The sequence below is a fragment of the Thauera phenylacetica B4P genome, assembly GCF_000310225.1.
Taxonomy (GTDB): domain Bacteria; phylum Pseudomonadota; class Gammaproteobacteria; order Burkholderiales; family Rhodocyclaceae; genus Thauera; species Thauera phenylacetica.
On record NZ_AMXF01000313.1, the window covers coordinates 1 to 3,661 of the forward strand.

The 3,661-nt window shown below is 66.8% G+C and carries 4 protein-coding genes; 3 read left to right on the forward strand and 1 reads right to left on the reverse strand.

Going from position 1 to position 3,661, the window contains the following annotated elements:
• The 3 genes from C667_RS21050 to pnp form a co-directional block, all read left to right on the forward strand.
• The coding region (locus tag C667_RS21050) for a tRNA pseudouridine(55) synthase TruB (RefSeq protein ID WP_004382553.1) at positions 1-207 on the forward strand (207 nt) is incomplete at its 5' end.
• Positions 208-284: 77 nt separating this feature from the next.
• On the forward strand, positions 285-554 hold the full coding sequence (gene rpsO, locus C667_RS21055; RefSeq protein ID WP_004322624.1) for a 30S ribosomal protein S15: 270 nt from the start codon (positions 285-287) through the stop codon (positions 552-554).
• A 218-nt stretch (positions 555-772) separates the two neighbouring features.
• The gene (gene pnp / locus C667_RS21060; RefSeq protein ID WP_004382555.1) at positions 773-2,872 is read left to right on the forward strand and encodes a polyribonucleotide nucleotidyltransferase; all 2,100 of its coding nucleotides are present in this window, start codon (positions 773-775) and stop codon (positions 2,870-2,872) included.
• A gap of 118 nt (positions 2,873-2,990) precedes the next feature.
• On the opposite strand, the gene dksA is transcribed toward pnp, so the two are convergent.
• Entirely contained in the window at positions 2,991-3,416 is a 426-nt protein-coding gene (dksA, locus tag C667_RS21065) for an RNA polymerase-binding protein DksA (RefSeq protein WP_004322620.1), read from the reverse strand.
• Positions 3,417-3,661 lie beyond the last annotated feature (245 nt).

Here is a 3,661-nt window from a genome sequence, read left to right on the forward strand (position 1 = left end):
TTCCCGGTGCTGCGGCTCGACGCCGAGGCGGCGCGCGGCCTGCTGCAGGGGCGCACGCTCGCGCTCGCGGGGGCGCAGCCCGGCGCGAAGGTGCGCGCCTACGGGCCCGATGGCTTCCTCGGGCTGGCGCAGTGGCAGGACGACGGGCGTCTGGCGGCGTGCAGGCTGATCGCCACCGGCAGCCCGGGCAAGGATGCATCCGCATGATTTTGATTGAGTAACTGGCGCGGCTTTGGGTATAATCCGCCGCTTCTGATTGGCAGAACACACGAGTAAAGACACACATGGCTCTCGATATCGCATCCAAGTCGAAGATCGTCTCCGACTTCCAGCGCGCCCAGGGCGACACCGGCTCCCCGGAAGTCCAGATCGCGCTCCTGACCGCCCGCATCAACGGGCTCGCCCCCCACTTCAAGGAGCACGCGAAGGATCACCACTCCCGCCGCGGCCTCCTGAAGATGGTCAGCCAGCGCCGCAAGCTGCTGGACTACCTGAAGGGTCGCAACGCCGACAGCTATCGCAATCTGATCGAGCGTCTGGGCCTGCGCAAGTAATTGCCGTCCGTGACGAGTCCGACAGCGCCGATCAGGGCGAAGTAAGCCAGCAAAGCCGGTGCGTGCCCCTGCGGCCGCCCCGGCTTTTTGCCATTGGTCCGCAGCGTTCGCGCGCCCCGTCGCGACCGTCTCCCCGCGGCGCCCGGCCGTCCGCTCGGACGGCCCGCCGCAAGCAGTTGTCGTCTGCTGCATCCACCGAAAGAACAAGGAATACGAACTTGCCTACCGCAATCAAGAAAACCTTCGCCTACGGCGCCCACACCGTCACCCTGGAAACCGGTGAAGTCGCCCGCCAGGCCGGCGGCGCCGTCATCGTCAATATGGACGAGACTGTGGTGCTGGCCACCGTGGTCGGCGCCAAGGAGGCCCGCCCGGGCCAGGACTTCTTCCCGCTCACCGTCGACTATGTCGAGAAGTTCTACGCCGCGGGCCGCATCCCCGGCGGCTTCTTCAAGCGCGAAGGCCGTCCGAGCGAGAAGGAGATCCTCACCTCGCGCCTGATCGACCGCCCGATCCGCCCGCTCTTCCCCGATGGCTTCATGAATGAAGTCCAGGTCATCATCACCGTGCTGTCGCTGAACCCCGAGATCGACTCCGACATCCCGGCGATGATCGGTGCCTCGGCCGCGCTCGCGATCTCCGGCCTGCCGTTCAACGGTCCCGTCGGCGCTGCCCGCGTCGGCTACCTCAACGGCCAGTACATCCTCAACCCGACCGCCACCGAGCTCCAGTCCAGCCAGATGAACCTGGTCGTCGCCGGCACCCAGACCGCCGTGCTGATGGTCGAGTCCGAAGCCCAGGAGCTGCCCGAGGACGTCATGCTCGGCGCCGTGATGTTCGGCCACGAGCAGATGCAGACCGCGATCAAGGTCATCAACGAGCTGGTCGAGGTCGCCGGCAAGCCCGAATGGAACTGGCAGGCTGCGCCCGCCAACGAGCCGCTGATCGCCAAGGTCAACGAGCTCGCCAAGGCCGAGATGGAAGAGGCCTTCCGCATCACCAGCAAGCAGGAGCGCTCGGCCCGCCTCTCCGAGATCCGCAAGCGCGTGATCGGCCAGCTCACCGAAGGCGTGGAGAACGCCCCCTCGGTCAACGAGCTCAAGGACCTCTTCTTCAACCTCGAGTCGGGCATCGTGCGCAGCCGCATCCTCAACGGCGAGCCGCGCATCGACGGGCGTAACACCCGCACCGTACGCCCGATCGAGATCCGCACCGGCGTGCTGCCGCGCACCCACGGCTCGGCGCTGTTCACCCGCGGCGAGACGCAGGCGCTGGTCGTGGCCACGCTCGGCACCGGTCGCGACGAGCAGATCATCGACGCGATCGCCGGCGAGTATCGCGAGCGCTTCCTGCTGCACTACAACTTCCCGCCCTTCTGCACCGGCGAGACCGGCCGCTTCGGCATCACCAAGCGCCGCGAAGTCGGCCACGGCCGCCTGGCCAAGCGCTCGCTGGTCGCCATGCTGCCCAAGCCGGAAGAGTTCTCCTACACCGTGCGCGTGGTGTCCGAGATCACCGAATCCAACGGCTCCTCGTCGATGGCCTCGGTGTGCGGTGGCTCGCTGGCCATGATGGACGCCGGCGTGCCGCTGAAGAACCACGTCGCCGGCATCGCGATGGGCCTGATCAAGGACGGCAACCGCTTCGCCGTGCTGACCGACATCCTGGGCGACGAGGACCACCTCGGCGACATGGACTTCAAGGTCGCGGGCACCGAGAACGGCATCACCGGCCTGCAGATGGACATCAAGATCCAGGGCATCACCCGCGAGATCATGCACGCCGCGCTCGAGCAGGCCAAGGAAGGCCGCCTGCACATCCTCGGCCTGATGCAGCAGTCGCTCGGCAGCAGCCGTGGCGAGGTGTCCGAGTACGCGCCGCGCATGATCAACATGAAGATCAACCCCGAGAAGATCCGCGACGTGATCGGCAAGGGCGGTGCAGTGATCCGCGCGCTGCAGGAAGAGACCGGCACCGTGATCGAGATCGAGGACGACGGCGCGATCAAGATCTCGTCGGTGAGCGCCGAAGGCGCCCAGGCGGCCAAGGCCAAGATCGAGGCGATCACCGCCGAGGTCGAGGTCGGCAAGATCTACGAAGGTCCGGTCGTGCGCCTGCTCGACTTCGGCGCCATCGTGAACATCATGCCGGGCCGCGATGGCCTGCTGCATGTGTCGCAGATCGCCAACGAGCGCGTGAACAACGTCTCGGACTACGTCAAGGAAGGTCAGGTCGTGCGCGTGAAGGTCCTCGAGACCGACGAGCGCGGCAAGATCCGCCTGAGCATGAAGGCGCTGCTGAACGAAAACGCCGGCTGACGCCGGTGGGGCGGGCCGCGGCCCGCCGCGCGTCGCAGCACGGCGCGCAGCCAACAAAAAAGGACGCCCCCGGCGTCCTTTTTTGTTGGTGGTCCCGGCCGTGGCCGGGACCGGGCGATCACTTCGCGACCTGGCGCTCGCGCATCTCTTCCAGCGTCTTGCAGTCGATGCACAGGGTCGCGGTCGGGCGCGCCTCAAGGCGCTTGAGGCCGATCTCGACGCCGCAGCTGTCGCAGTAGCCGTATTCGCCGGCCTCGATGCGGCCGATCGTCTCGTCGATCTTCTTGATCAGCTTGCGCTCGCGGTCGCGGTTGCGCAGCTCGAGCGCGATATCCGACTCCTGGCTGGCGCGGTCGTTGGGGTCGGCGAACACGGTCGCCTCGTCCTGCATCGTGTGCACCGTGCGCTCGATGTCATCCACCAGCTCGCCCTTGAGCGAATCCAGGATGGCGCGGAAGTGGGCCAGCTGCTTCTCGCTCATGTATTCCTCGCCTGCGGCGGGAACGTAGGGCGGAAATTGCTTGTGCAGGGTATCTTCAGCCATGGATCGACTTCCGTAGATGGGTGTTGATTGGTGAGGTCCGACTTAATAACAGAATCAACCGGGTGCAGCAAGCATAGCCCGGATCGTCGGCGTGTGCCCCGTCGTCGTGCTCGATCGTCGTCCTCTCTCGTCGTGCTCTCTCGTCGTGCTCTCCGTTCCGGCTGCACGCGCGCGGCGGGCATCGCCGGCCGGCCTGACGCCGCCGCGGCGGGCGCCACGCTTTCCGCCCGCCGCGGCGCTCAGCG